Below are 23,717 nucleotides of genomic sequence, written 5' to 3'. Positions count from 1 at the left end.
TAAAAAGCAAGTCAAACCTGTTCTGTAGCTTGGGAGTACAGGACCTGAACGTTATGGAGGAAGTATGGCAGAGCGCAGCTTACGCGGCATGAGCATCGGTGCAAAATCACTGGAGTCTGACCAGAACGTGGATTTCGCAGCCCGCAGTGAGGTCGCCTATGTCTGCCCCAACGGCCATCGGACCATCCTGCCACTGGCTGAGGGCGCCGAGATTCCGCAGGAGTGGGAGTGCCGGTGTGGCCAGATTGCCCGTCTGGAAGGCAATGACGACGAGGAAATCGGCAAGAGCGGGAAGCCGACCAGGACCCACTGGGATATGCTCCTTGAGCGCCGTTCCGAGGAAGAACTTCAAACAGTTCTCGACAAGCGCCTCAAGATGCACAGAGAAGGCTGGTTCCCGGACTACGAGTAACCTGACCATCGGTTACATCATTTTTGCTCTTATGCCTATACGCAGGTAAGGGGATACAGACCTTGAACACGACGACCGCCGGGGCGAATCGAAACGTGGTGCTGCTTGACCTTGACGGCACTCTGACCGCCTCACATCCAGGCATTCTGGCCTCGGTGGTCAAGGTCTTCGAGGAACTTGACCTGCCCGTGCCCGATGAAGCTGCTTTACGCCGGTTCATCGGCCCGGCCATCTCGGTCTCCCTGAGACGAAACCATGTACCGGAAGACCAGATCGAGCACGGCGTGCAGATTTATCGACATTACTATGCCGATGTAGCCGACTTCGAAGACCCAGAGCATCCGGATACTTTGGTGCCCGGCCGTCTCTACGCCTCAGTTTTCCCTGGCATAATCGACCAACTGGATGAAATGAGACAACTCGGGTTCACGCTGGCCGTGGCCACCTGCAAGCCCGAGTATCAGGCCATACCCGTCTGCGAGCATTTCGGGCTGAGTGACCATCTCGATGCCGTCTACGGGGCCAGCGTCGACGATAGCCGCACCACCAAGGACAAGGTCATCGCCTATGCCTTCGAAGGTCTGGGCTTTTCAGCTGACAAAGGTGACCGGGCGCTCATGGTCGGCGACAGGTGGACCGACGCAGATGGTGCCCGAGAGATGGGTCTTGACTGCCTGGGCTGCGGCTGGGGCTACGCCGAGCCCGGAGAGCTGAAAGACCACGGCGCATACAAGGTCATCGACCGAGTTGATCAACTCACCGATACCGTTAAGGGGTACTTCGCCTGAGGGTATTCTGCAACAGAAAAGCCTCTACAGCCCACCAATACGGTGGAATGCCGGATATGCATCAATAAGCCCGTAACGCCGATAATGTACGTTATGTCAGATTCGATAAACAATGCAGTCAGAGAACCATCAAGCCTCACTCGCCCAGAGCTGGTGACACTGCCGGGTATGGCACATTATCATCCTGACCAGGCAGGTGCCCTGGTTCATAAAGACAGCCCGCCTTGTGCAGACAGTCGCTATCCGCCTGGACAATGTAGGTGGTCAGATTCAAGCTGCTATCTTCCAACAGGTCGCAAAACCGGTAAACCCTGTATGCCCGCATAACCGTGACCCAGACAAATGGCGACACAGATACCGAGGGTGAATCAGGAATGTCGAGTGGCTTATCCGGAGCCCACTGCAAGGCAGCGCCATCTTTGAATTGCCTGTCCTCACTGATGGTTTCAATCAATGTCTGGTTGGTATAGGCAGCATCCAGAACATTCCTGTAAGCCAACTCAGTCTTTCCATAATGCCTGTTCGCATCATTTGCCAGAAACCAGGTGCCGAGTAGGCACATCCCGTAGGCAATCAGACAGATGAGCGCAACTTTCGCGGCTTTTCTGGCTTTTGAATTTCCCTGTGCGTGAGTCATCCTCGTCCCCTCTACACTCAGATCCATGGATAGAGCCCAGTGCAGAAGGAAAAGGTGCTCTCTAGGCTTTACTGCTGCATGCAGGTTGTTCAGGCCTGCTGACGTTGCCTGTGCTGAAGTTCCAAACGCTTGCGCATACGCATGGCCGTCAACTCATCAATTGGCCTGTCGGGCACCCCGGAACGAATCTGACCGCTTTCCAGATCAACATGGTCGCACGCCTCCAGGTCCGCTTCCATGCGTCGCCAGATGGCGCCCACGGAAATGGCGAACACGGCCCTCCCGGATTTCATCAGTGAAAAGACCTGATCGGGACCGCTGCATTCGATGACCTGATCCCCATCACAGACCACGGTCACATCTTCGAGCTGGGTTATGGTTCTCCTGGACAGATAGTTCACTGTTGCCGTGGCATTGACCAGATTGACACCCGCATCCAGGAGCCGTTTCAACACGGCGAGGATAACCACGTCCTTAAATGAGTAAAGCCTCCGGGAACCGGATCCGTGCGATGATTTGATGGACGGCTCGACAATCCTCTTCCGGGCCCAATAGTCCAGCTGTCGGTATGTGATGCCGGCCACCTTGGCGGCTACCGTACCGCGGTAACCACGTGTGATTCCTTCGGCCTGCTCAGGAGTGAAGAGCTCCCCCTGGACCGGCTGATGTGCAAGGCCAACATGAGAGACCACTCCCCCATCTTCGGATTCCGTCCGATTTGCCATCGGCTTCTCCCCCTGCCCTGCAGAAACGATCACTACCTGGATGCAACCGCCGTGTTGTCAAAAAAGACAAGCCGGAACTTGCCAATCATGATCTCGTCGCCATTATGAAGATCGGCCTGTTCAACCCGTTCGCGGTTGACGTAGGTTCCGTTCAGGCTTCCCGTGTCCTGGACCTGAAAGCCATTGGGCACCTTCCTGAAAATGGCGTGGGTCCGGGAGACCGTGGAATCATCAAGGAGAATATCCGCCTTGGGATCCCTGCCCACGCTCACCTGGTCCTGATCAAGCAGGTATCGGGAACCCGACACCGCACCCCTGGTCGAAATGAGCAGGGCCGTCCCTTCGGGCAGACGGGCCATCGTCTCCAGGTCATCCTTGGTCAGAGGCCTGTCACCATTGGACGTCACCGGGATGTTCAGTGCGGGCATGCCGATGACGGTGGTCTCACCCGCAGTTGGAATAGGTTCTGTCATAGTCCTCTATTCTACAGTCTTTGCGTACTGATAATCCTGGCCGCGGCGAACCTGGTCGATTTTGACACTATCGGACTGTTCGACGCTGATTGAGGCATGGTATTGGACCTTGATCCTGGAACCGACTCCACCCGCGATCTGTATGGCGTTCTGAAGGGCATCCGGGTCCCCTATCGCCTTGATGGTATAGGGCGCCGCAATCTTTCTTCCATCACACTGCAGACCCGACTTGGTGTCCAGGAAGTAGGTACTGGTAACGACGCGCACATCGCCGAAGGAAATGACTTCGGCGCCGGCATTACGCAGCTCCTCGATCAGGTTGAACATGGTCGATGCATCAATCCTGTCCGAGGTTTCGGAAATGGTGATGGTCACTCCCCTGCCCTGAGCCGGAAGCCGCCCGGATAGGATGCCCGAGTTCTGCTCGTTCTGTTGTGCCACCCTGGCCGCCTCTTTTTGCTTATCCGCGGCCGATTTGATGGACGTCAGCTGTTGGTTGAGCTGGCTCTTGCGCTCTTCCAGCTTGTCGACCTGGGTGCTGGTCTCATCCAGGAGGCGGACAAGCTCCTCTTCGGAAAGGGTCTCATAGGACGACCGGTTGTTGTGAACCTGGACGGCATACCCGAACCCCAGGAGTGCACACATCAGGGCCACCAGGACACTGGTAATGATCCTGACCCTCGTGGCATTGGCGTTGAGCGACTTGGGTGGCTTGCGGCGAACCACAGGAAAGGCGCCGGTCTCGATGTCATCGTCGCTGGTATGCACCTGCACCTTGGTCTTCGGTGGAATGCTCACGGGCATATCGCCCGCATTGTCTTTTCTGCTGTGCCTCATATTGCGGTCATCCCTTGAAGATGAAACGACGGATGGAAGAGACGTTGGAGAAGATGCGGATGCCCAGGACCACAATCACCGCCGTGGAGAGCTGGGATCCGACACCCAGCTGATTGCCCAGGAAGACCAGGAGGGTCGCGGTGATGACGTTCGATATGAAGGAGACCACGAAGACCCTGTCGGAAAAGCTGCGCTCGAAGTAGGAGCGGACAGCCCCCATCAGGGCATCCAGGGCCGCCACCACCATGATGGGAAGGTAGGGTTGCAGTCCGATGGGTATGTCGGGTTGCAGGAAGATACCCGCTACAACCCCTAGGACCAGTCCGAGAATTGCCGCCATAATCACTGACTCCTTTTGGCATAGGAAAGGTTGGGAAGCCCGACTGCATTCATGGTGATGTCGTTCTCCTTGGAGATGTTGACCGTGATATTGGCCTTCTTGAAGCCGTTGAGCCTCCCCTGTAGGTCCTCACGGTCGAGGATGCTCTCCAGACTGGACTGATCGCCGATGGCTTCGATCTGGTATGGGGCCTGGATGGAGGTCGTCCCCACAAGAATCGTCTGCCCGGCCGTCCTGACTGAGGTCTGCGTACCGATTCGGTTCCCGTTGATGGCTATGGCCTCGGCCCCGGCGGACCAGAGCTTGGTCAGGAACCACTGGAGGTCCTGATCGGTCACCGTTTTGATCTGGTCGTTCTTTTCGGGAGAATCCTTGGAAGAAATGGGGTTGGCCAGGTTCAGGACAATACCGTCCCCCTTGACGCGGGATGACCCGTTGGCCACGTCATCATTTGCCTGTGTCCTACCGACGGCAGAAGCACCGGCCTCGGAAGAAAGACCGTCGATCTGTCCCCTGAGTGACGATATATCATCGGAGAGCCCGTCGGAACGCTTGTTTACCACCTCTACCTGGGTGATCAGTTTCTCGCGGACCTTCTGACGAGGATCCTTATGCAGCACCTGAACGATACCTGTGCCGGCCAAACCCACCACGAGACAGATGACGAAAACGAGAACCCTGTTGAACCAGATGCTGAAGGTCGAACGACCCTCCCGAGGCAGAAGCCGGGCATCTTCGAACATGGGGTCCATAGGCCGGTTGGTCAGATCATCAATCAGTCTCAGGGACTCGTCGGCCATGCGCCTGCGTCGAGTCGCCGCCACCGCAACCGTTTCCGTCGGAAGGTCCACATACCTTGTTCCCAGATTGGCCGTCGAATGCGAAAAGACCGCCCTCCGGTGAATCAAGGCCCGGTCGGGCGGTACTGGGAAGGAGTCCGGAGTCAGCCTGGGCTCAGTCATGGGTACTGTCCGCCCTAAGGAGGCCTATTCCCTGATAGGCATATATCAACCCGGCAAGCCAGTAAAGCGCAACGCCCCAAATGACGGCGCCCAGAGCCACCAGGTGGAAGACACGGAAGAACGTGTTGTGGCCCACATCGGCAAAAATCAGCGCGGGTATGGCCAGCATCAGGACCGCCGTGCCGGTCTTCCCGGCGAAGTGAACAGGAAGGGGGCCGTAATCATGCTGGGCCAGGACCAGTGTCAGAATACCCAGGAGAACATCTCTGACACCCACCAGGACCATAAGCCACCAGGGCAGGATATTGGCCATGCTCAGAGCCAGAATCGAGCATAGAATAAGCAACCGGTCGGCCACCGGGTCAAGAATCTGCCCCAGCTTGCTCACCTGGTTGAAGCGTCGGGCGATGATGCCGTCCACCCCATCCGACAAGGCGGATATGAGCAGAACCACCAGCGAGATAATCAGGTGGCGATTGGCTACCAGATAGGCGATGAGGGGTATGGAACAGATGCGAAGCAGGCTAATGACATTCGGCACGGTGAGAATCACCGACCTGGGTTCGGGACTGTACCTGCTGCGTGAGATTCGATCGATCAGAGCCATCATGCTACATTCTAGAGGCTTGCAGGGCTGTTACGATAATGGCGCGCGCACCGACACCATAGAGACGGTCCATGAGGTTGTTGACCTGGTCCTTCGGGACCATAGCCCTGACTGCCACCCATTGCTTGTCATGCAGGGGCGAGACCGTTGGCGACTCGAAACCGGGGGTGATACCGACGGCTTCGGCAACACGTTCGACCGGAATGTCGTAATCCATCAGCACATAACGCTGGGCGGTCAGAACCCCCTCCAGCCTGCGAGACAGGACGGACAAGCGTTCATCATCAGGCTTCAGGTGCGGCGACCTGATGAGAATTCCCTCCGAATGGAGGATGGGGTCACCAAAAACCCGAAGTCCCGCATTGCGCAGGGTGGTTCCGGTGGAGACCACATCGGCAATCAAGTCTGCCACTCCGAGCTGGACCGAGGACTCCACAGCCCCGTCCAGGTGGATCAGCTCTGCCTTGAGACCCTTGCCGGCCAGATAGTCTTCAAGCAGACGATCGAAGGAGGTCCCGATCCGCTTGCCGTCCACGTCCTCAAGGGATTTGACAGGACTGGATTCCGGGGCTGCAAATCTGAAAGTGGAGGCGCCGAATCCCAACTGCATGGTCTCGACCGCGCGGGTGCCGGAGTTCAGGAGGAGATCACGACCGGTAATGCCCAGATCGACGGTGCCCAGGCCAACATAGACCGCTATGTCGTTCGGGCGGAGGTAAAAGAGCTCGATACCGTTGTCCGCATCCTCAACCACCAGTTGCCGGTCATTGGAGCGCAAACGGTAGCCGGACTCCGACAGCAGCCTCCATGCAGGCTGTGACAACATACCCTTGTTGGGCACCGCGACCTTCAGCACGGCAACCTCCTTATAGAGCGGAAGTGATTCTACTACGGGATGGTGGAAGGCTCACAGATGCCTGTATACATCCTCCAGGCTGATGCCCCGATCAATCATCATGACCTGTAGATGATACAGCAGCTGGCTCATCTCCTCGGCCGTCCTGTCCGCGCCCTCGTACTCGGCCGCAATCCAGGTTTCCCCGGCCTCCTCGACAATCTTCTTACCGATGAAATGCGTACCCTTGTCCAGCTCGTCCACGGTCAGCGAACCTGCCGGGCGGGACTCGGCCTTGGTCGAGAGTTCCTCGAACAGCTCCTCGAAGGTCTTCATCTGGTCATCCCCATTCTCCCCATGGACCAATCAGTCCCTATAGCTCTCCTGGGCGGCCTGCCGAATCTGGTCGATGGCCTTGGCCGGGTCATCTGCACCATATACGGCTGAACCCGCCACCAGGACATCGGCTCCCGCCTCTGCCACGATTGGTGCCGTAGCGGGGCTCACTCCGCCATCCACCTGGATGCGGGTATCCAGACCCCGTGCGGTTATCTGGTCACGGAGACGACGGGTCTTGGCCATCTGATTGTCCAGGAACTTTTGCCCGCCAAAGCCCGGCTCTACGGTCATGACCAGAATCATGTCAAACTCGTCGAGAATGTCGAAAATCGGCTCGACCGGTTCGGCAGGACGCACGGCCAGGCAGGCCTTGACCCCCATGTCGTGCAATTGGCGTGCCAGCCGGACAGGAGCATGGACAGCCCCGGTATGGAAAGTGACGGATGCAACGCCCAGCTTGGCGAATTCCGGAGCCCAGCGGTCGGGATCCTCGATCATCAGATGCACATCCACCGGAAGATCCGTCACCTGGCAGATGCGTTCCACTACGGGCTCACCAAGCGTCAGGTTGGGAACAAAGTGGTGGTCCATCACATCGACATGGACCATATCGGCGTTGGCAATGGCCCTGAGGTCCCTCTCCAGGTTGGCGAAATCGGCGGACAGGATGCTAGGTGCTATCTGAATGCTCATGAAGATTATTCTAGGGTGTACGACAGACCTGTGGAACTAATTCATGTCCCTGTTGTCCGCATCCTTGGCCTTGGTTCCGTCACCCTTGTCTCGTCTTCCCTCGGCCTGGGCCTCCTGACGTTCCTCCAACTCGGTGATGGTTCGCAGTTTTTCAGATAGCAGAGGGGTCGGCTTGCCTGTGCGAGCATTAATCACAAGAGCGATACCCGCCAGGATGAAGACCACCACGGAAACCCAGACATTGACTCTCACACCGAGGAACTCGTGCGCGAAGTCGATACGAAGTGACTCGATCCAGGTGCGGCCCAATGTGTACCACATCACATAGAGGGCAAACAGGGAACCAGCCTTGAGTACCTTCACCGCCTTGTGTCCCACCCATACCAAGAGGGCGGCACCGATCAGATTCCAAATCATCTCATACAGGAACGTCGGATGGAACAGGGTGCCGACAGGACAGGTGGCCCCGTCATAGCACTGTTCACTGCTGCCGATGGCGGAACCTGCAGCATCGATCTTCAGACCCCAAGGAAGGGTGGTCGGAGCACCGTACAGCTCCTGGTTGAACCAATTGCCCAACCGCCCGATGGCCTGGGCAACCAGGAGTGCGGGGGCCACACTATCCGCCAGGAGGGCGGTCGGATAGTTCTTGTGACGGCACCAGGCCCATGCCGCCAAGGCCCCAAGGAGCACGGCCCCCCAGATGCCCAGGCCGCCCTGCCAGATTCGTAGGATATTTGCCGGGTTGCCATTGGCCCCGAAGTACCGTTCAGGCGTGGTGACAACGTGGTAGAGCCGTGCGCCGATAATGCCGGCGGGAACCGCGCAGATGGCGATGTCCAGAATCTGATCGGACCGGCCGCCCTCCTTTTTCCAGCGGCGGGCCGTGATCCAGGCGGCCACAATGATGGCCAGGAGCATGGTCAATGCGTAGAACCGTATTGTGACCGGGCCCAGATGAATGCTGGATACCCCTGGCGATGGAATGTAGGCAAGCGTCATAAGGCCCACAGTTTAGACCCTGGGCTTTACAGCCCGCTCACTTCTTGGACTGGGAAATTCCCCAATGCAGATCGGAGCAGGTCGAAGCCAGGGCATCCAGTGCCTGCCTGCGGTCCCTGCGTGGTCTGCCCTGGTCATCCAGGAAGCAGTGCACAAGAGCCGACCCGACTATGACCCCGTCCGAATAGGTACCGACCTGGGAGGCCTGCCGAACGGTCGAAACGCCTATGCCCACGCATACGTACGGAGCTCCGGCCTGCCTGACCCTTGCCACCAGTGCCTCTGCCGACTCGGACACGCTTGCTCTTTCCCCGGTCACTCCCATCCGAGAGGTTGCGTAGACAAATCCTCTGGCTGCACGGGCCGTGAGCTGCAGACGCTCATCAGTCGAATCCGGCGAGACAAGATAGATTCGGTCAAGGCCATACCGGTCAGACTGTTCTATCCACTCCCCCGATTCGTCGACAATCAAATCAGGAGTGACCAGTCCAGCCCCGCCAGCCTCAGCCATGTGCTGGGCAAATGTTGCCACACCGTGGTGCATGATCAGGTTCCAGTAGCTCATGACCAGGGCCTTTGCCCCGGCCTCCTGGACCTGCTGTACCGCCTCGAAGACACCCTCAACCTTGACCCCATTGTCGATGGCGCACTTGCTGGCGGCCTGAATCACCGGGCCATCCATGACAGGGTCGCTGTAGGGCAGTCCAATCTCAACGATATCGACCCCGTTTTGGACCATGACCCGCATGGCCTCCAAGGATGTGGGCACGTCGGGGAATCCGTACGGGAAGTAGCCGATGAAGGCAGGCCTGCCCTCCTGACGGAGGGTCTCCAGGTTGGTCGCCACCGGACTGATCGCACGGCTGAAACCCCTGGGCTGGGCGGGTGATTCCTGCTTTGACTGGTTGACCATCATCGGGCCTCCTCATCCACTCGACCGTTCTGGTCATGTCCGCCATCGGATTCCGGGGTTCCGGCCTCGTCCTCGGCCAGATAGCCGAACCACCTACCCGCGGTGTCCATATCCTTATCTCCCCTGCCGGAGATGTTGATCAGAATCACGGGATCCTTGACTCCCTTTGAAAGGAGATCCGCTGCGGCTTTGCTGGCACCAGCCAGGGCATGCGAGGACTCCAGAGCCGGGATTATGCCTTCGGTCCGGCAGAGTTCCCTGAAGGCCTGCATGGCTTCCTGGTCGGTCGCATAGTCGTACTTGACCCGGCCGATGTCGCGCAACCAGGCATGTTCCGGTCCGACCGAGGCGTAATCCAGACCTGCTGAAATCGAGTAGGTGTCCACGGTCTGGCCCTGTTCGTCCTCCAGGAGGTAGGACTTCGCCCCCTGAAAGACACCGACCTGACCTGTTCCAGGCGTCAGGCGGATGGCGTGCTTGCCGCTCTTGGGTCCATTTCCACCGGCCTCGTAGGCATAGAGAGAGACCCGGGAATCATCCAGGAAGGTGTTCATGATGCCGATGGCGTTGGAACCCCCACCAACGCAGGCCACCACTCCGTCAGGGTGGTCGATGCCGTAAGCAGAGAGCTGTCCGGACGCCTCTTCACCGATGATCTTCTGGAAATCCCTGACAATGGTCGGGAAGGGGTGGGGACCTGCAACCGTACCCAGGAGGTAGTGCGTTGTCTCCACATTGGTCACCCAGTCGCGCAGGGCCTCGTTGATGGCATCCTTGAGTATCCTGGTCCCCGTGGTCACCTCTACGACCTCGGCGCCCAGCATCCGCATCCTGGCCACGTTCAGAGCCTGCCTTTGGGCATCTATCTGCCCCATGTATATCCGGCACTCCAAGCCGAGGAGGGCGCAGACGGTGGCCGTGGCCACCCCATGCTGACCGGCACCGGTCTCGGCAATGACACGTTTCTTCCCCATACGCTTGACCAGCAGACCCTGACCCAGGGCGTTGTTGATCTTGTGGGCTCCGGTATGGTTCAGGTCCTCCCTCTTCAGGAAGACCCTGACCTGACCGCCGACGCGATCACTGATCAGCTTGGCGAACCGGGGCGCGGGGGTCAGAGCTGAGGGCCTACCGACATAAACCTGGTTGAGCCTGCTCAGCTCCGCCTGGAAGGCTGAATCAGCCTTGGCGTCCTTGTAGACCCTTTCCAATTCGTCCAGTGCACCTACCAGGGCCTCGGGGATGTACCGTCCGCCGTAAGGACCGAAGTACGGACCGTCATGGGTCGAGAAGGGCAAAGCCTCAGCGGCCTTGAACTTGTGCCCGGCCTGGACCAGCACCCTGACCGCCCCCTCCTGGTCCTGGGCGGTGACCAGACCCTCGCCGATCAGGACCGCATCGGCCCCGGCCCTGGCATACTGCTCAAGTTCAACCGTTCCGAAAACCCCGGATTCCGCCACCTTGACGACATCAGCAGGCAGGTTGGCGGCCAAGCGTGCATACTGGTCCACATCGACGCTCAGGTCCTTCAGGTTCCTGGCATTAATACCGATTACCTTGGCACCAGCCGCAATCGCCCGCTCGATCTCCTCCCGATCATGGGTCTCGACCAGAGCTGTCAGTCCCAGGCTTTCGGCCAGGGCAAGCAGGTGCTTGAGCCTGGTATCATCCAGGGCGGCAACAATCAGGAGGATCATGTCAGCCCCGTTGGCCCGGGACTCCCAGACCTGATAGTCGGAGACGATGAAGTTCTTGTTGAGGACGGGGATGCCCACGGCCTCCCTGACCTTACGGAGGTCATCCAAGGACCCCAGGAATCGCCTGCCTTCAGTCAGGACCGATATGGCCGCGGCCCCTCCGTTGGCATACTGACGGGCAAGGGCGGCGGGATCCTTGATATCGGCAAGATACCCCTTGGAGGGGGAAGCACGCTTAATTTCCGCAATGACCGGGATGCCGGCGCTCTCCTTGAGGAGGCGGGCGACGTCCAGCGGTCTACGCTTCATACCCCCGACCTGCTCCTTGAGCTTCTCCAGGGGAATCTCCCGTACCCGGGCCCTGGCATCCTCCACGGCACCGGCCACCAGTTCGTCCAAGACAGTCATAGAGCCCTTCCCTCCAACATCCTCTGTTTCACCTGCACAACCTTAGCGTCTTTCTGCACGCGACTCCCCCTCCACGCCAGGAATATCCGCCTGACCAAGGCCACCTTGGACAGCCGGCAGGGGTCCTCCCGCCTCGAAGCATGACCTCGTCCCTGTATGGCAGGCCGCACCTACCTGGTCGACCTCGACAAGAAGGGCGTCACCGTCACAGTCCAGGCTGACCCCCTTTACATACTGGACATGTCCGGAGGTATCCCCCTTACGCCAGTACTCCTGTCGGGAGCGGGACCAGAAGGTGACCCTCCCTGTGCTCAGGGTTCGTCTGAGGGCCTCTTCATTCATATATCCCACCATAAGCACCTGACGACTGTCGTACTGCTGGATGACAGCGGTCACCAGACCCAATGAATCTTTCTTGAGCCGGGCCGCTATGGCCGGGTCCAACTGCGGTCCCCTATCGTCCGAAGACTGTGACATAGGTCCCCAACCTCCTTGGTTCAAGTGATTTGCCCGACCAATCCCGGGCCACCCATCTTCCATGGTTCGGTTTTTGCGCTCGGACTGGATAATCCTCGTTGCGCCAGAATCCCAACAGATCCGGTCAGGCCTGCCATCGAACCGGGTATCCGGCCGCATGGAGCGCTTGTTTGACATCCTCGATGGAAACCTGGCCGAAGTGGAAAACAGAAGCCGCCAGAACCGCGTCGGCCCCTGCCTTGACAGCTGGAGGAAAATCGGCTGCATGGCCGGCACCGCCACTGGCGATGAGAGGCAGGGTGACGGCCTTGCGCACATCGGAGATCATCTCAAGATCGAACCCTTGACGGGTACCATCCGCATCCATGGAATTGAGCAGAATCTCGCCTGCTCCCAGCTCCTGGGCCCGCTTAACCCAATCAATGGCATCGATGCCCGTGGACCGATGCCCTCCCATGGTGGTCACTTCGTATCCTGAAGTGATTCCTTCCGCATCCGAACGGCGGGCATCCACTGAAAGCACAAGAACCTGGCGCCCAAAGCGCCTGGCTATATCACCAATGACCTGAGGGTTTGCAATGGCTGCCGTGTTGATACCGACCTTGTCGGCGCCTGATCGCAGCAAGGTGTCGACATCCTCGGGGGTACGCACCCCTCCGCCGACCGTCAGTGGGATGAAAATCTGGTCGGCGGTGCGCCTGACCAGGTCCACCATGGTGGCCCGACCATTCCCCGACGCAGTAACATCCAAAAAGGTCAGTTCATCGGCACCCTGCTTGTAGTAAGCGGATGCCAACTCGACAGGGTCCCCTGCGTCTCGCAGATTTTTGAAATGGACACCCTTGACCACACGGCCCTGATCGACATCCAGACAGGGAATGACACGAACCGCTACCGTCATGCCATCCACCTTCCTCCCCGAATCAAGCGCCTGAAAGCCATTCTAGTGACCGCACCCATCAGCCTTCAAAGCACGTCCACATTGCAGACCGGGAACATCCGGAGTGCGAACCCGCCATATCAGGCCTGAAGCTTGATGGACTTGGCGGCGAGCTGCCCACAGGCACCATCAATATCCGATCCACGCGTATCCCTCATGGTTGCAGCAATACCGGCCCTGTGGAGGATGTCCAGGAAGCGTTTCTCGTCTTCCGGCTTGGATGCCGTCCAGCGCGATCCTTCAATCGGGTTCAACGGTATGGGGTTGACATGTGCCCAGTCGTCCCCGTAGTGGTTAAGCCGCTTGGCCAGAAGCTGGGCATGTTCGGCCTGATCGTTGATGCCTCGCATCAGGGCGTACTCGATGCTCACACGTCTGCCGCTCGCCAGATAGTAATCGTGCGCCGCGTCCAGGACCTGGGCGGTGTTGAAGCGTCGGTTCATGGGAACCAGTTCATCACGAAGCTTGTCGCTGGGAGCATGGAGGGATACGGCCAAACGGACCGGAATCCCCTCGTTGATCAGCTTGCGGATACCGGGGACCACGCCGACCGTCGAGACGGTGATATTCCTGGCCGAGATGCCGAATCCCTTGGGTGGAAGAGCGCTGATTTGCCTTACTGCAGAAAGGACGGCCTTGTAGTTCCCCATGGGCTCCCCCATCCCCATGAAGACGATGTTGCTCAGACGACCCGGACCACCGGCGACCTGGCCTGACTGCATCATCCGGGAGGCTGCCCTGACCTGTTCGAGAATTTCGCCAGTCGACATGTTCCTGGTCAGTCCCAACTGGCCGGTTGCACAGAAGGGGCAACCCATGCCGCAACCAACCTGGCTGGAGATACACAGGGTGGCCCTGGAGGGATAGCGCATCAGTACCGACTCGATCCGCGAGCCGTCGAAGAGCTCCCAAAGGGTCTTGATGGTCGTTCCCCGATCAGCTTCCTGTACAGTGACCGGGGTAATCAACTCCGGGAAGAAGCGCTGCGCGGCCTCTGCACGGCTTGCAGCCGGGAAATCAGTGAAATCAGCCGGGTCCGTGGAGAGATGATTGAAGTAATGGTTGGCAAGCTGTGAAACGCGGAATTTCGGCAGTCCCATTCCGGTACATACTTCCTGCCGCTCCTGCTGATCCATGTCCGTGAAGTGGCGCGGCGGTTTGCCCCTTCGGGCATGGTCCGCCGCCAGGACGTCTCTGAAGGCACCGTCCCTGCCTCCCGGGGTAATGCCGGTCTCAGGTTCGGTACCGGTCACCTCAAGGTCTGTCATACCTCTACCTCATCAAGTATCTGCTGTTTACAAGAGTTGGTGCCGCTCACCCGAAGACACCAGGAGATGCACATGTGAATCGGACCATCTTTCCCGGTCACAGGCCGGTGACCAAAAGGACAAGGGTGATGAAGGGCGCAGACATGAGGATGGAATCCACCCTGTCCAGAACACCTCCGTGCCCCTTGAGCAGGTGGCCCATATCCTTGATGCCAAGGTCACGTTTGATCAGTGATGCGCTCAGGTCACCGACGGTGCCTGTCACTCCCACCATAACGCCCATGACCAGGGCCACCCACCATATCTGACCCCATTGCGCTACGGGATAGGTTGACGCAAAGATGACCAAGGCTCCTATCAGGCAACAGAGCATGGAACCAACCAACCCCTCCAGGGACTTACTCGGGGAGATGCGGGGCGAAATTTTGTGCCTGCCGAAAAGGGAACCAAAGAGGAGACCACCGATGTCGCTCAGAGCCGGCAGGAAGATCACCATGAAGGCGTGTGCGGCAGGGTGGCCGCCTGATGAGATGGGTAGGGTGATCAAACAGGCCAGGAGGGTGACGTAAACGACGGTCAGGATGGTGACTCCCACGTTTGCGACTGTGCTTGAGCGCGCTCGGACCATATCGCCATCATATGAGGCATCGGCCATGGTATCGGCATTCTTCCCCGATAACTTGGCATCAACGGCCTTGACCAGACGACCTCCAAGATGATGCTCACGGGTGGCTGCAAGAGCCCCGACCAGGGCTGTAATCAGGACACCCGCAGCCATAACTGCGACGTGATCCGATGCGTAGAAAGAAGCCAGCATGGTGGCAGCCGAACAGACCCATAGCTCAACCACCGGTATATGCAAGCCGACGGTGGCGAAGTCCACCCTGAGCTCCCACAGACCCAGGGTCATGAAGACGACGATCAGGTAGATGAACGCGTCTATACGAATCAGGATGCAGGCCAGGATGAGAATGACCAGAAGTGCACCCGTGGCCACCGCCTGCGGCATGTTGCGCCCGGTCCGCTTGTTCAGGGATGCGACGGCATCCTGCCCTGCCTTCTCGGCGGAACTTTCCTTAGTGCTCATGAACAGTGGATTCTCCCGAGTGGTTCAGACCTCGAGAATCTCCTTCTCCTTGGCTTCCAGCAGCTGGTCAATCGTGTCGCTTTTCTGCTTGGTGACGGTCTCCAGCTCCTTCTGGAGCCGGTTGCCCTCATCCTCGCCAAGATCCCCATCCTTGACCTTGGCTTCAAGATCCTCCTTGACCTTACGGCGGATATTGCGGACGGCGACCTTGCCTTCCTCCGCCTTGGTCTTGGCGATCTTGACATAGTCGCGGCGACGATCCTCGGTCAGCTCGGGCATGGTCACCCGGATTACGTTTCCGTCACGGTTCGGATTGACGCCCAAATCGGAATCCCTGATGGCCTTCTCCACTGCACCGGCCTGAGAAGCATCAAAGGGGGTCACAGCCAGGGTTCGGGGTTCAGGTACACCGATGGAGGCCAGAGCCTTGATCGGGGTGGGAGCACCGTAATAGTCCACCATGATGTCATTGAGGAAGGAGGGATTGGCCCTTCCGGTCCGTATACCCGCGAAGTTCTCCTTCGTGGCCTCGATGGTCTTATCCATCTGGTCCTTGGCCTGATCCACCACTGTGGTCATGATCTGCTCCTTGCTGCTGGGTGCACTCCTGCTTATGCAGGCTCTGCCTATCAACTACTGTAAGGCCTGTGGCCTGCTGGGCCAAGACGGCGGCCTGCCGTCAGAGGGCGACGTCCTCCCCGTTCATGACCAACGTGCCAAGCTCCTTACCCTGGAGGGCGCCCGTAACGTTGCCTTCCCCTTCCAGACCGAAAACACGAATCGGCATAGAGTTGTCCCTGGCCATGGACAGGGCCGAAGCATCCATTACCGCCAGGTTGTCGACCAGGGCGCGCTGATAGCTCAGGCGCGTGAACATGTTGGCCGACGCGTCCTTACGGGGGTCGGAGGTATAGACGCCATCCACACCGTTCTTGCCCATGAGAACCTCGGAACAGTGAATCTCCAAGGCACGCTGGATGGAGACCGTATCGGTCGAGAAGTATGGGAGTCCGGCACCGGCACCAAAAATCACAACACGGCCCTTTTCCAGGTGCCTGATGGCTTTCAAGGGAATATAGGGTTCTGCAACCTGGCCCATGGTGATTGCGGTCTGAACACGTGTGGCCTGCCCTTCCTGCTCAAGGAAGTCCTGAAGGGCAAGACAGTTCATGACCGTTCCCAGCATACCCATGTAGTCGCCTCGTGAACGCTCTATGCCTGCCTGGCTGAGTTCTGCACCACGGAAGAAGTTGCCTCCGCCGACCACAATCGCCACCTGGACACCGGTCCTGACGGCCTCAACAATCTCTTTGGCCACACGCTGAACGACTTCGACGTCGATGCCGACCTGTCCGCCGCCAAAGGCCTCACCCGACAGCTTGAGAAGGACCCTCCTGGGGGTTGTATGACCACCACTTTCAACATTGTCTACGATGCACTGCAAAGAACGTCCTCCGAACGATTCGCCTTCAAGTCTGCCAGATCGGGTCATGCAAGAACCATCCTTAATGCTGATATACCAGGCCTATGAACCGTCACTCAGGCTACCTTCAAAGACCGACAACACCGGGACGGACAGGGTTCCGAAGAGGCGGGCCGTAGAACACGGTCAGTAAAGGTCTACAAAACGAGCCCCGCCGGAATACAACAAGGGAGGCGACCACACGGGCCGCCTCCCTTGAGCGGAACATCCTATCGGGCCGAAGAGGCACCGGTCACGACTTACTCCTCGTCGTCACCTGTGCCGACCTCGATGCGGGCAAAGGACAGAGCCTTGCCGCCCGTCTCCTTGAAGAGGTCGCCGACAGTCTTGGAAGAATCCTTCACGTACTGCTGCTCAAGCAGAACACTCTCCTTGAAGAAGGCGTTCAGGCGCCCTTCGACAATCTTGGGGATGATCTGCTCGGGCTTGCCTTCAGCCTGTGACTTCTCAGTGGCCACACGACGCTCGGACTCCACCACATCAGCAGGGACGTCCTCACGGGAGAGCCACTTGGGGCTCATGGCCGAAATCTGCAGGGCAACCTCATGAGCTACCGAGGCGCCGGCCTCATCAGTGGCAATCATGGCCACGATGGACGGGGGCATTTCAGCCGACTTCCGGTGGGCGTAGATCTCGACGTGCGGACCCTCGACCCTGGCGACCTGACCGATCTTCACATGCTCATGGAAGAGGGCACCCGCCTCCTCAACGGTATCGTTGACGGTACCGGCCTTGGAGGGAGCCTTGGAGACCTGGTCGGCATCAAAGGCGTCGGCCTTGGCCACATCCTCGATGATTTCCTTGCCGAAGTCCACGAACTGGGGGGTCTTGGCCACAAAATCGGTCTCGGAATTGAGCTCGACTGCATAGCCGATCTGTCCCTGCCCACCATCAGTGATGGTGGAGGCGATCAGACCCTCCTGGGCCTTGCGACCCTCGCGTGCTCCTGCCGCCTGGATACCGGTGGCGCGGATAATCTCCTTGGCGCGGGCGATGTCACCATCGGCCTCGGTCAGGGCCTTCTTGACGTCCATCATTCCGGCGCCGGTCTGGTCACGCAGCTCCTTGATCAGTGCAGCGGTGATCTTTGCCATAACAACTCCTCACTAAACCGCCCCGACACCCGGTCGGGACGGAAAGAAACAATATGGTGGTTCAGGAAGCCCGTATCACTCGGCTTCGGCGGCAGGAGCAGCCGGGGTCTCCTCGGCAGGCTTATCTTCGCCTTCCTTGTTCTCGAGCAGGTTCTTCTCCCACTCGGCCATGGGCTGATCACCCGTCTCTTCGGCCTTGGCGGCCTTCCCGGAACGCTCCAGAAGACCATCGGCCACGGCATCCGCCATGAGGCTGGTCAGGAGCTCCACGCCGCGGATTGCATCATCGTTGGCGGGAATCGGGTAGTCGACCAGTTCGGGATCCGTGTTGGTGTCGACCAGGGCCACAACCGGAATACCCAGCTTCTTGGCCTCCGCGACCGCCAGGGCCTCCTTGTTGATGTCGACCACAAAGAGCACGGAGGGGGTACGGTTCATGTTGCGGATACCGCCCAGCTGGCGCTCCAGCTTGTCCTTCTCACGACGGAGCAGGAGCAGTTCCTTCTTGGTCAGACCGGAGCCACGGACGTCGTCGAAGTCCATCTCCTCAAGTTCCTTCAAGCGACCGACCCTCTTGGTGACGGTCTGGAAGTTGGTCAGCATGCCGCCCAGCCAACGCTCGGAGACGTAGGGCATGTTCACCCTAGTGGCCTGGGTCTTGATGGCTTCCTGGGCCTGCTTCTTGGTGCCGACGAAGAGGACGGTGCCGTTGTGGGCCACGGTCTCCTTGATGAAGTCGTAAGCCTTGTCGATCATGTCGAGCGACTTGAAGAGGTTGATGATGTGGATTCCGTTACGCTCCACCAGGATGTACTGCTTCATCTTGGGGTTCCAGCGACGGGTCTGATGCCCGAAGTGAACGCCGGCCTTCAACATCTCGCTCATGGTGATCTGTGCCATGTCATTGCCTTTCATTGTCGGTTATTGCCTGGTCATGCGCGCCTGCGTGCAGCTCTTGACAGGGCCGACCGACACAGGGCGTCGCGGACATGACGCGATTTATGCGTGCCTGGTTGGGTACAGGATTGCGGAAGACCACCCGTGACAGCGACTTCCACCATATGGCACACTCTTTCCAGTGTACCACCCCAGGGCGATTTCAGATCAGGTAACCGACTAGCCGTTCAGACCGTCATCGACCTGAACGAAGTTCGCGCATGGCCTTCCGCCTGGCTTCCTTCTCAAGACGATCGATGTACACGTGCCCATCCAGGTGGTCGCACTCATGCTGAATCATCCTGCCCATGATTCCGCGACCCTCCAGGGTGACGGTCTGCCCATCCAGGTTGATTCCGTGCGCCTTGGCATATTCGGCCCTTCGGGTCGGATACCAGAGATTCGGAAGGGAGAGGCAACCTTCCTCACCGTACTGCTCCCCCTGGGTCTCATCGATGACGGGATTGATGATATACCCCACCTTGCCGCCGATGTTGTAGGAGAAGACTCGCAGACCGACCCCGATCTGGTTGGCCGACAGACCAGCCCTGCCTGGATCATCAACGGTGTCGACCAGGTCCTGCACCAGACTCCTCACGGCCGGTGTAATGGTCTTGACCGGATCGCAGGGGGTGCGCAACACCGGGTCGGGAACCACTCTGATCGTACGAATCGCCACTACTCTTACTCCTTGTTTGTATTCTCGTCCTGATTGTCGGAATCGGTCCTGGTCTCTACGCGGGCTGTGGTCTCACGGAACTTACCCGATACGCTGGCCAGTGAGTCGCTTACGGTCGTCTTCGCCTTGGTCACCAAGGGGTTGGCAGTCGGGGCCTTGCCTGTGCTCCTGGGGGCGTAAAGGACCTTGTCGATCACATCCGCATACTGCCGAAGGACCTCTGGTCGAACGACTTTCATGCTCGGCGTCAGGGTCTTATCCTCTTCGCTGAAGTCCTTATCGAGGATGACGAACTTCCTGACCGATTCGGCACGGGAGACATCACTGTTGGCCTGGTCCACGTACTGCTGGATGAAGGCTCGGATGGCGTCGTTGCGGCTGGCCTCCTCCATGGTCATGTCAGCATCCAACCCCTGTGATGTCAGCCAGGACTTGAGCATCCCCTCGTCCAGGGTCAACAGGGCACCGATGAAGGGCCTTCCATCGCCGACGACCACAGCCTGGGAGACGATCGGGCAGGTGCAGATGGCATCCTCCATGGGGGCCGGACTCACGTTCTTACCACCTGCAGTGATGATGACATCCTTCTTGCGGCCGGTGATGTAGACGAAGCCCTGGTCGTCTATCTGGGCCAGATCACCGGTGTGGAGCCAACCGTCCTTGTCCAGAACGGTCTTATTCAGCTCGGGGTTCTTGTAGTACCCCGAAAAGACGCTGGGACCCTTGACCATGAGTTCGTCATCATCGCTCAACCTGGCCGTGATTCCCGAGCCGGGCCGACCGACCGAACCCACCTTGTTGGCATCCTCGAAATTGACGATGCAGGGGGCTGCCGTTTCGGTCATCCCATATCCCTGAATGAAGGTGATGCCATCGATTCCGTTGAAGAAGTGGGCCAGGTCGGCGTTCATGGGTGCGCCACCGCAGGCCAGGAAGCTTAGGTTGGAACCAAGGGCGGAGTTGATTGTGCTGCCTACCGTCTTGCTGTAGAACGCGTGGGCCAGACGGGTGAGCGGCGAATGTCCGCGTCCCTCCTGTTCGTCCTTGGACCACTTGGTGAAATGTTCGGCGGCCTTAGCGAATACCTTGCCGGCCAGTCCGGTGCCGGCCTTCTGCGAGGCGGCGTTGTAGACCTTCTCGAAGACCCTGGGGACGCCCAGAAGGTAGGTGGGACGGAAGGTGCGCAAATCGCTCAGGAGGTGCTTTGATCCGGAGACGTATCCGACCACACCCTGGGCGCCGATGGCGACATATTGAATGTAGCGGGCGAAGCAATGGGCCAGGGGCAGGAAGAGCATCAGGCGGGACGGGGCCGCCAGCATATGGTAAAGCACGTCCCAACCGACGAAGACGATATGCATGAAGTTGCGATTGGTGAGCATGGCCCCCTTGGGCTCACCTGTGGATCCCGATGTATAGACGATGGTGGCCAGGTCGTCGGTCTTGATCTGGGCGATGGCCTGGTCGAGCTGCTCATCCGAGATGGACTGCCCGAAGTCGCTGACCGCGTTCAGGCCGCCCGCCTGGAAGTTGAAGACATACTTGAGTTTGGGTGATGAACCTCTGACCTGTTCCAGTATCTGGGAATGGTCGGAATCGCCCGCGAAGGCCAGGACGCAGTCCACATCCTGAACAATCTTCTGGGCCTGACGGGCTGAATCGGTCTCATAGATGGGAACCGAGACGGCTCCGATGGCGGCACAGGCGAAGTCGGTCACTCCCCAGTCATAACTGGTCGGGGCGTATATCACCACGGTGCTTCCCTTGGTGACCCCAAGGGCCAGCATTCCCTTGGCCACGGCGCGGACCCGCTCCGACATCTGCCCTGCTTTGACGTCGTGCCAGTTCCTGGTCATTGGATCCTGCCATTGGGCTATCAACTCCTCCGGATCCCTGGCCGTACGATTGGCCAGAAGGGAGTAGATGGTGTCTTTGTCGGTCGTGGGATGTTGGATTTCGACCGTATATTCGCGCAACATAGGAACCATCATATGGCGGATACCTGCCAAGATGGTTCATTATCCCAAATCCAGTTCCGTGCAAACCCACCGGGAGCCAAGCAATCTCACGACTTCAGTGGCAAGAATCGGTGATTCTCCCACCATAAAGCCCAAGGTGACGCTGTATTCCCTGGGTGAAGAGCGGTAAATCTCCACGGTCCTGGGAACAAGCGGCAGATGTATCTCGGCTCCTTTGGCACCCACTTCGGCAACCCCCAACTTGGTGGCACCCAGCAACCCGGCGAAGACACGCAAGCGTTTCCGACAGCCGTATGAGCAGATATGTTCCAAAGGGGCGAGAGGCAGCCGACCACGCAGGAATTCGAATGACCGCATGACCAGGGAACAGAGATTGGACACGAAGGTCTCCATGGTTCGACCTTCGGTGGCTTCTTCGGCACCGAAGTGATTGACGGTTCTGACATTGACGGGAATCTTCGACTCGCCTATCAGCACCGTCTCTTCATAACCGCTCAGCCTTTGCAGGGGCCTCCCCCACTTGTCGTTGTCGGCTGGTGCTTGGTTTTGCTTGTCTTCCCACACGGGAACAAGATCTATGGCGTTCGGATTTGTATTGAGCATAATAATCATGCGCCAGAGGCGCGGTCCTCCCCCGAGGAACAACTTCGCGGCATGGCCGCCCGGAGGATTCCGGGCCGGTCGACAACACGCAACCAACGCTATGAACAGGCAGAGGAAAAGTGAAGTGTGTGTCAGGTCACATTTGCAGGCTTCCGAACAGAATCCTGCCCATACCACCATCAACAACCTTGGCGCCAATGCAGTAAACCGTAATGAAAAACCGGCCGTAGCAAACAAGCCCGGCCGGTTGACACCTGCAATCAGAAACGAATCAGACCTGGAGTCCTGCCGCCACAGCGACCTTGCAACGCTGGAAGCTCTTCATGTCCACATACCCGGTCGATGCCATAGCTCGACGAAGGGCACCAATCATGTTGAGGCTCCCGTCAGTCCTGCTGCTCGGGCCGAAGAGGATGTCATGCAGACTACCAACCTGGTCAACCCGTACACGACGGCCCCTGGGCAGCTCTGGATGGTGCGCCTCGGCACCCCAGTGCATTCCCCGGCCTGGGGCATCCGTCGACTTGGCGAGGGGGGTACCCAGCATGACCGCGTCCGCCCCCATGGCCAGTGCCTTGATGAAGGATCCGGATGTACCGGTCTCACCGTCGGCGATGACCTGAACATACCTGCCGCCGGACTCATCCATGTAGTCCCTGCGTGCCTCGGCCACGTCAGCGATGGCAGTTGCCATGGGTGCCTGGATGCCGACTGTGGCACTGTCGGTGGATGAGGCGCCCCCACCGAACCCCACCAGGACGCCCGCCGCACCGGTACGCATCAAATGAAGGGCGGCCTGATAGGTGGCCGCTCCGCCCACGATGACCGGGACATCAAGGTCATAGATGAACTGCTTCAGGTTGAGGGGCTCGTGATTGCTTGACACGTGTTCCGCCGAAACGGCCGTACCGCGAATCACAAAGAGGTCCACGCCGGCTTCCACCACCGTCGAGTAGAACTCCTGGGTCCGCTGGGGTGACAAGGCACCCGCCACGGTAACCCCGGCTTCCCGAATCTCGTGCAGGCGCCGAGTGATCAGCTCGGGCTTGATGGGTTCCCGGTAGACACTCTGCATGACCTTGGTGGCTTGGTCGGGATCGGCTCCGGCGATGCGCTCGAACTGCGGCCTGGGATCTTCGTATCTTGTCCAGAGACCTTCCAGGTCCAGAACACCCAATCCTCCCAACTTGCCGAGCTCAATGGCGGTTTCGGGACTGGTGACCGAATCCATGGGGGCCGCGACAAGGGGGATGTCGAATTCGTAGGCATCCACCTGCCAGGACGTGGATACGTCCTGCGGATCGCGGGTCCTCCTCGAGGGGAGGATGGATACGTCGTCGAGGGTATAGGCCACCGTGGCCTTCTTGCCGAGACCGATTTCAATTTCCTGTGTCATAGCCACCAAGGGTAATGCCCCTCTATGACCCCGAAGGCACCACTGTGGTCCTTCCCGACTCTTGCTACGGGCAGGTTACGCCACTGTGACCGCGGGAAACAATCGTG

General features: G+C 58.9%; 27 protein-coding genes. 2 read left to right on the top strand and 25 right to left on the bottom strand.

The features are described from left to right. Positions 1-64: 64 nt before the first annotated feature. Both H3V08_RS02535 and H3V08_RS02530 read left to right on the top strand, forming a co-directional pair. Entirely contained in the window at positions 65-412 is a 348-nt protein-coding gene (locus H3V08_RS02535; RefSeq protein ID WP_198181494.1) for an RNA polymerase-binding protein RbpA, read from the top strand. Between the two features lie 62 nt (positions 413-474). Beyond that, a complete protein-coding gene (locus tag H3V08_RS02530) occupies positions 475-1,200 on the top strand; it encodes an HAD hydrolase-like protein (RefSeq protein WP_198181493.1) in 726 nt (241 codons plus the stop codon). Positions 1,201-1,336: 136 nt separating this feature from the next. Here the strand turns inward: H3V08_RS02530 and H3V08_RS02525 are convergent, their stop codons facing one another. The 25 genes from H3V08_RS02525 to H3V08_RS02405 form a co-directional block, all read right to left on the bottom strand. After that, positions 1,337-1,837, bottom strand: coding sequence for a hypothetical protein (locus H3V08_RS02525; protein ID WP_198181492.1), 501 nt, complete (start codon positions 1,835-1,837; stop codon positions 1,337-1,339). 89 nt (positions 1,838-1,926) lie between these two features. Continuing rightward, the gene (locus tag H3V08_RS02520) at positions 1,927-2,562 is read right to left on the bottom strand and encodes a MerR family transcriptional regulator (protein WP_198181491.1); all 636 of its coding nucleotides are present in this window, start codon (positions 2,560-2,562) and stop codon (positions 1,927-1,929) included. A 32-nt stretch (positions 2,563-2,594) separates the two neighbouring features. After that, a complete protein-coding gene (locus tag H3V08_RS02515) occupies positions 2,595-3,035 on the bottom strand; it encodes an FHA domain-containing protein (RefSeq protein WP_033490012.1) in 441 nt (146 codons plus the stop codon). A gap of 6 nt (positions 3,036-3,041) precedes the next feature. Further along, complete coding sequence (locus tag H3V08_RS02510) at positions 3,042-3,872, bottom strand: DUF881 domain-containing protein (protein ID WP_081870327.1); 831 nt, start codon at positions 3,870-3,872, stop codon at positions 3,042-3,044. A gap of 7 nt (positions 3,873-3,879) precedes the next feature. Then, a complete protein-coding gene (locus H3V08_RS02505) occupies positions 3,880-4,212 on the bottom strand; it encodes a small basic family protein (protein ID WP_033490011.1) in 333 nt (110 codons plus the stop codon). Positions 4,213-4,214: 2 nt separating this feature from the next. Continuing rightward, positions 4,215-5,174, bottom strand: coding sequence for a DUF881 domain-containing protein (locus H3V08_RS02500; protein WP_198181490.1), 960 nt, complete (start codon positions 5,172-5,174; stop codon positions 4,215-4,217). Next, the gene (locus H3V08_RS02495) at positions 5,167-5,781 is read right to left on the bottom strand and encodes a CDP-alcohol phosphatidyltransferase family protein (RefSeq protein ID WP_110445229.1); all 615 of its coding nucleotides are present in this window, start codon (positions 5,779-5,781) and stop codon (positions 5,167-5,169) included. Before H3V08_RS02495 ends, H3V08_RS02500 begins: the two co-directional genes overlap by 8 nt. Before the next feature lie 4 nt (positions 5,782-5,785). Next, positions 5,786-6,637 carry an ATP phosphoribosyltransferase gene (gene hisG / locus H3V08_RS02490; RefSeq protein ID WP_033490007.1) on the bottom strand — a complete coding sequence of 284 codons (852 nt, stop codon included), beginning with the start codon at positions 6,635-6,637 and terminating at the stop codon, positions 5,786-5,788. 51 nt (positions 6,638-6,688) lie between these two features. After that, on the bottom strand, positions 6,689-6,952 hold the full coding sequence (locus tag H3V08_RS02485; protein WP_033490849.1) for a phosphoribosyl-ATP diphosphatase: 264 nt from the start codon (positions 6,950-6,952) through the stop codon (positions 6,689-6,691). Positions 6,953-6,982: 30 nt separating this feature from the next. After that, complete coding sequence (rpe, locus tag H3V08_RS02480) at positions 6,983-7,648, bottom strand: ribulose-phosphate 3-epimerase (protein WP_033490006.1); 666 nt, start codon at positions 7,646-7,648, stop codon at positions 6,983-6,985. 36 nt (positions 7,649-7,684) lie between these two features. Continuing rightward, positions 7,685-8,650, bottom strand: a complete 966-nt coding sequence (gene lgt, locus H3V08_RS02475; protein ID WP_198181489.1) for a prolipoprotein diacylglyceryl transferase — start codon at positions 8,648-8,650, stop codon at positions 7,685-7,687. A 37-nt stretch (positions 8,651-8,687) separates the two neighbouring features. Further along, positions 8,688-9,563, bottom strand: a complete 876-nt coding sequence (trpA, locus tag H3V08_RS02470; protein WP_198182093.1) for a tryptophan synthase subunit alpha — start codon at positions 9,561-9,563, stop codon at positions 8,688-8,690. After that, entirely contained in the window at positions 9,563-11,668 is a 2,106-nt protein-coding gene (gene trpB / locus H3V08_RS02465; protein ID WP_033490005.1) for a tryptophan synthase subunit beta, read from the bottom strand. Before trpB ends, trpA begins: the two co-directional genes overlap by 1 nt. Positions 11,669-11,710: 42 nt before the next feature. After that, entirely contained in the window at positions 11,711-12,145 is a 435-nt protein-coding gene (gene hisI, locus H3V08_RS02460) for a phosphoribosyl-AMP cyclohydrolase (RefSeq protein ID WP_198181488.1), read from the bottom strand. Between the two features lie 124 nt (positions 12,146-12,269). Continuing rightward, the gene (gene hisF / locus H3V08_RS02455; protein WP_198181487.1) at positions 12,270-13,046 is read right to left on the bottom strand and encodes an imidazole glycerol phosphate synthase subunit HisF; all 777 of its coding nucleotides are present in this window, start codon (positions 13,044-13,046) and stop codon (positions 12,270-12,272) included. A 119-nt stretch (positions 13,047-13,165) separates the two neighbouring features. Continuing rightward, on the bottom strand, positions 13,166-14,353 hold the full coding sequence (gene rlmN / locus H3V08_RS02450; RefSeq protein WP_198181486.1) for a 23S rRNA (adenine(2503)-C(2))-methyltransferase RlmN: 1,188 nt from the start codon (positions 14,351-14,353) through the stop codon (positions 13,166-13,168). A 97-nt stretch (positions 14,354-14,450) separates the two neighbouring features. Next, positions 14,451-15,440, bottom strand: coding sequence for a phosphatidate cytidylyltransferase (locus H3V08_RS02445; RefSeq protein ID WP_198181485.1), 990 nt, complete (start codon positions 15,438-15,440; stop codon positions 14,451-14,453). Positions 15,441-15,464: 24 nt separating this feature from the next. Further along, positions 15,465-16,019, bottom strand: a complete 555-nt coding sequence (frr, locus tag H3V08_RS02440; protein WP_033489998.1) for a ribosome recycling factor — start codon at positions 16,017-16,019, stop codon at positions 15,465-15,467. A gap of 100 nt (positions 16,020-16,119) precedes the next feature. Then, complete coding sequence (gene pyrH / locus H3V08_RS02435) at positions 16,120-16,932, bottom strand: UMP kinase (RefSeq protein WP_232340078.1); 813 nt, start codon at positions 16,930-16,932, stop codon at positions 16,120-16,122. Positions 16,933-17,162: 230 nt separating this feature from the next. Next, positions 17,163-18,017: a translation elongation factor Ts gene (gene tsf, locus H3V08_RS02430; RefSeq protein ID WP_198181484.1), complete on the bottom strand. Its 855-nt coding sequence runs from the start codon at positions 18,015-18,017 to the stop codon at positions 17,163-17,165. Positions 18,018-18,092: 75 nt separating this feature from the next. After that, the gene (rpsB, locus tag H3V08_RS02425; protein ID WP_033489996.1) at positions 18,093-18,917 is read right to left on the bottom strand and encodes a 30S ribosomal protein S2; all 825 of its coding nucleotides are present in this window, start codon (positions 18,915-18,917) and stop codon (positions 18,093-18,095) included. A gap of 232 nt (positions 18,918-19,149) precedes the next feature. Then, on the bottom strand, positions 19,150-19,632 hold the full coding sequence (locus H3V08_RS02420) for a peptide deformylase (RefSeq protein ID WP_033489995.1): 483 nt from the start codon (positions 19,630-19,632) through the stop codon (positions 19,150-19,152). Between the two features lie 5 nt (positions 19,633-19,637). Beyond that, complete coding sequence (locus H3V08_RS02415; RefSeq protein WP_198181483.1) at positions 19,638-21,611, bottom strand: AMP-dependent synthetase/ligase; 1,974 nt, start codon at positions 21,609-21,611, stop codon at positions 19,638-19,640. A 39-nt stretch (positions 21,612-21,650) separates the two neighbouring features. Next, a complete protein-coding gene (locus H3V08_RS02410; RefSeq protein WP_198181482.1) occupies positions 21,651-22,214 on the bottom strand; it encodes a hypothetical protein in 564 nt (187 codons plus the stop codon). Positions 22,215-22,485: 271 nt separating this feature from the next. After that, positions 22,486-23,610, bottom strand: a complete 1,125-nt coding sequence (locus H3V08_RS02405; protein ID WP_198181481.1) for a GuaB3 family IMP dehydrogenase-related protein — start codon at positions 23,608-23,610, stop codon at positions 22,486-22,488. Between the last annotated feature and the right edge of the window lie 107 nt (positions 23,611-23,717).

This window comes from Bifidobacterium sp. M0307 (assembly GCF_016100445.1).
In the GTDB taxonomy this organism is placed as follows: domain Bacteria; phylum Actinomycetota; class Actinomycetes; order Actinomycetales; family Bifidobacteriaceae; genus Bombiscardovia; species Bombiscardovia coryneformis.
This window is presented reverse-complemented; position numbering and strand designations above follow the sequence as displayed.